Origin of the sequence: Micromonospora sp. NPDC050495 (genome assembly GCF_040655175.1) — a bacterium.
GTDB lineage: Bacteria > Actinomycetota > Actinomycetes > Mycobacteriales > Micromonosporaceae > Micromonospora.
On sequence record NZ_JBFAJK010000107.1, the window covers coordinates 1 to 3,872 of the forward strand.

Consider the following 3,872-nt stretch of genomic DNA (forward strand, 5'->3'; position numbering starts at 1 on the left):
AGAAGGGTGTTGATGTCTGTCGTCACAAACGGATCATCAACACCCTTCGCTGCGTCCGCAGCCCCGCCTTGAGTTAGGACTTACTCGTCTAGGCCAGGGCCGCCTCGGACCGCCCGGCACGACCCATCTTCACCATCAAGGTCGCACGGATTACCGCAGACCGACAGGACGATCCGCACACCCGGGGCATGCACTCTTCTCGGCAAAGCCGCGAGCGCTGGCTACGTCCCGGAGGCCATGTACGCGGCCAGGACGTAGTTGGGGTGCCCGTCGAGGTTCTTGCGTGCGCGGTCGTAGCGCATTGTGGTTCGCGTCTCCGCAACTTGCTGGTGGCCCGTGGCCTGCATGCGTCGGAGGTCCTCCTGGCCGGGCTGATCGGAGGGGAGGACAACAGCCAGTACGGCGTGTTCATCACTGCCGCTCCGCAGTGTCTTCTCTTCGAGATCGGTCCGAGCAACCAACTGGTTCGATGGGAGCAAATCGAGGATGTTGACGCCCTGGCGAAGGACTTCTCGGCGGTTAATGTCGGCATCGCGATGAGGCGCGCTGGTGAGCTGGCCTGAGCTTGGCGGGATCGGGGCGGCAGTGGCATGCGCACTGATCTCGGCAGAAGCGGATGCGCCATTCGGTCGATGCCGGCTCGCTGGTAACGGAACGTCACGATGACCGCCCGCCCATTCCTGTGGGTCCCGCTGAAACCGCTGGCCGGGTCGCGGGCGGATGTATGAAGGCTCCTGCATGCCTCCGCCATTCGCACGACGCTGTGCACGTTCAGCTGCACCTGGCTGTCCATCATGCGAGTACGCCTGCGGAGGATGGGTTCCTACGGTCACCTGTGCCGCTACCTCGACGGCACCAAGGGCCCGATCAACGCCCGGTCCCCGACGACGGCACCCAAGCCGGCCTGGAGCTCGCGCCGGCGCCCGAAGCCTGATCGTCGCCCGGCTTGGCACACCCGGCCGCCCACTGTGTAACCGCTGCACCTGCCGCCTCGCCACGCATCGCCACACCGCCGCCCACCGCCGAGGCGGCGCTGATCTTGAAACGGCCGCACCGACGCGGTGGCGGCACTGTGGCCGACCCGCCCACGACAGCCGCCTCGATGACTACCGACACGACCGCCGAGCCCGGCATCGGACTGTAGCCTCATCCGCCGCGATGACTCCGCCGCTGTCGAGCAGGTGACGACTTGAGCGAGGCGAGAAGTCGAGCGTCACTGCGCTAGCCGCCGCCCCCGGCGAACCCGGCAGCGGCACCCCACGCCGCTGGCCATCGGCGGCGGCCCATGAGCCGACCCGCCGCGAAGGACACAACCAGCCGTGCAGCTGCCGCTCCGCCATCCCGTGCCGCGCATCGTCGCTGACGTGCCGTTGCAGTCGCTCGCTGCCGACGTCATCGCCGCTCACCGACCAGACCGGCCGCTGCACCAACCCGCGGTGTGTCGGCCTGGCCCACCCCTGCCCGCCGGCACAGCACGCCCACCGTGCCCCGCTAGGCGGCGACGCGGGCCGCCCTGCCCAACCGCGTCCAGACGCGGGCAAGCCTCTCAGCGGGCCGATTCGTCGGGTGGTTCCGGCCCGCCCGCAACGGACCGCCGCACCGCGTGCCGCCTTGCCGACAGTGAACCCGCCAGCGACGTCCGGCGGAGGCGGTTACCGAGGATCGCGCATGGGCTGAAGCACGGCCGACAGGGCGGTCCACGCGCCCGCGTGGCCCGTCGTACACAGGAGGGTTGATCATCTTCGGGCACCGCGAGGTGTGCGTGCAGAGCCCAGGCCCTGCCCAGTCGTTGCAGCCGATCCTCCACCGGCTCTGAGGCCTGAAATCCCAGACATATCCACGGGGCGCCGCCCTGCGGCGACGCCTCACCACCCTGTGAGGGAGACGTTATGGAAGGCACTAGGGAACCGTCTGGAGAGGGCGACAGCGACGCTGACATCAGCGTCGGCGACCGGGCCCTCGGCAAGTCACGGCTGTTGTCACGGCAGTGCGACACCTGCATCTTCAATCCCGGCAACCCGATGCACCTCGCCCCCGGCCGACTACGCGACCTCGTCAGCGAAGCCCGCCAGCGCGAATCCTTCATCGTCTGCCATGACACGCTGCCCCACTACCGGCAGCCAGGGGTCAAGCCAGCAATCTGTCGCGGCTTCGCAGACCGCTACCGCACCCAAGCACTACAACTGATCGAACGACTGTTCGGCTTCGTCGAGGTCGACCCTCCGGGCGCAACCGGGCCAGATCCACGGCGGGGAGTTGACAGTCGTTGAATGTCTCTACGTCGGTGGCGCCCGCCCCCGTCACGTCGGACGACGGCGTGAGCGGATGGTGTTCACCACGTAACGAGCTGGGTCAGGGCGGCGCTGGTCGCTTCGTCGCCAGGTAGGAATGCTTCCAGCCGCAGTTCGGCGACGGTGACGTCGGTGGCGGTGCCGAAGTGGGTGAGTATCGTGATGAGCCGCAGTTCCCGGCTGTCCGCGCTGCTCGTGCGCAGGAGCAGCGGCACCGCGAACCCGAGATGGTGTGGTGAGAGTTGCCGTGGCCGCGGGGGTGCCAGGTCGACGAGTTCCTCGGCGAGGCGCTGGAGCCGGTCGCTCGGGTTGCGGACGCAACGGAGCCCGGCGACTCAGGTGCGACGCCGGTACGCCACAACTGCCAGCGGAGCGAACACGACCACTAGACCGACCGACCACAGCAGAGAGACGGCCACATGGCGGCCGGCTTCACCGCCGATGAGGAGGCCACGGCACGCGGCCATGGTTGCCTCGACCGGGTTGATCCTCACCCACGCCTGGAGCCAGTTCGGCAAGGTGTCGGTGGGGGCGACCATATCCATGCCGAAGGCGAGCGGAAAGATGCTTAGGGCGACTATCGACTGCACGACCGCCGTCTCCTTGACGAGCAGGCCGAGGAGCACCCAGAGCCAGCTCAGACTCATGCCGAACGCGATGGTCAGGACGACGGCTGCCAGAGCGGAGAACGGGCTGGTCTGGATGCGGAAGCCGATCAGATACCCGAAGGTCAGTACCGTCGCGATCGCCACGATGTAGCGGATGATATCGGCCAGCACCGACCCGATCAGGGGAGCGGAGCGGCTGATCGGCAGGCTCCGAAAGCGATCGAAGATGCCCTTCCTGATGTCGATGGACAGGTTCACCCCGGTCGCGATCATTCCGGCCATGATTGATGCCAGGACGAGGATCGCCGGAAGCGTGCGCTGCAAATAGGCATGGGTCGAGCCCGAGACGGCCCCGCCGAACATGTAGACGAAGATCGCCAGGAACGTGACGGGGGCGATCACGGCATCGCTTATGCTGATCGGGTTCCGCTTGATCTTGACGAGGTTGCGTCGAGCGAGCGCGAGGCTGTGCCGCAGGAGAGCGAATCGTCGCTTGGTGAGCGCCCCCCGTGGCCCATTCGGCGGGCACCCGCTTCCGGGGCCTGTATCGCCGCGTCGTTCATGCCGCCTCCTCGGCGTCGCGCCGTTCGGCGCTGTTGCCCGTGAGCGTGTAGAACACCTCGTCGAGGCTGGGTAATCGCAAGCCGAGCTCGGTAACGCCGATCCCGCCGGCTTCCAGCCGGCGGACGACCTCAGCGAACGCCGTGTCACCATCGACCTGCACCGTGACCACGTCACGGCCGCGCGGCTCGGCCTTACGCCCGGCGACCTCGCTGATGATTCTCTCGACCTCGGCGAGCCTCCGGGGGTCTCTGGGCTGCACCGCGATGGTCTGTCGGCCCACGAGTGCCTTGAGCTCCGTCGCCGTGCCCCGCGCGATGACGGCTCTTCGAACTTGAGCGGGGTTCGCGGCTGGCGGTGACCCGGATGTGAAGGGCTCGCAGCCCATCGGTGATCATCTGAGTGTCGAGTT

At 67.6% G+C, this 3,872-nt stretch carries 5 protein-coding genes; 2 read left to right on the plus strand and 3 right to left on the minus strand.

Annotated features, from left to right (window positions below; translation table 11 throughout):
* Positions 1-263: 263 nt before the first annotated feature.
* Both AB0I11_RS34190 and AB0I11_RS34195 read left to right on the plus strand, forming a co-directional pair.
* Positions 264-563, plus strand: coding sequence for a hypothetical protein (locus AB0I11_RS34190; RefSeq protein ID WP_357330061.1), 300 nt, complete (start codon positions 264-266; stop codon positions 561-563).
* Between the two features lie 1,326 nt (positions 564-1,889).
* Entirely contained in the window at positions 1,890-2,270 is a 381-nt protein-coding gene (locus AB0I11_RS34195; RefSeq protein WP_357330063.1) for a hypothetical protein, read from the plus strand.
* 62 nt (positions 2,271-2,332) lie between these two features.
* Here the strand turns inward: AB0I11_RS34195 and AB0I11_RS34200 are convergent, their stop codons facing one another.
* The 3 genes from AB0I11_RS34200 to AB0I11_RS34210 all read right to left on the minus strand — a co-directional run bounded on the left by AB0I11_RS34200 (position 2,333) and on the right by AB0I11_RS34210 (position 3,848).
* A complete protein-coding gene (locus tag AB0I11_RS34200; protein WP_357330065.1) occupies positions 2,333-2,506 on the minus strand; it encodes a hypothetical protein in 174 nt (57 codons plus the stop codon).
* Between the two features lie 120 nt (positions 2,507-2,626).
* Complete coding sequence (locus AB0I11_RS34205) at positions 2,627-3,376, minus strand: ABC transporter permease (protein WP_357330069.1); 750 nt, start codon at positions 3,374-3,376, stop codon at positions 2,627-2,629.
* 82 nt (positions 3,377-3,458) lie between these two features.
* On the minus strand, positions 3,459-3,848 hold the full coding sequence (locus tag AB0I11_RS34210; RefSeq protein WP_357330067.1) for a DUF4162 domain-containing protein: 390 nt from the start codon (positions 3,846-3,848) through the stop codon (positions 3,459-3,461).
* Positions 3,849-3,872: the final 24 nt, after the last annotated feature.

Excerpts from the sequence above, each read along its gene's own strand:
- AB0I11_RS34210 (WP_357330067.1), bottom strand. The coding sequence starts at position 3,848 with ATGGGCTGCGAGCCCTTCACATCCGGGTCACCGCCAGCCGCGAACCCC.
- AB0I11_RS34195 (WP_357330063.1), top strand. The coding sequence starts at position 1,890 with ATGGAAGGCACTAGGGAACCGTCTGGAGAGGGCGACAGCGACGCTGAC.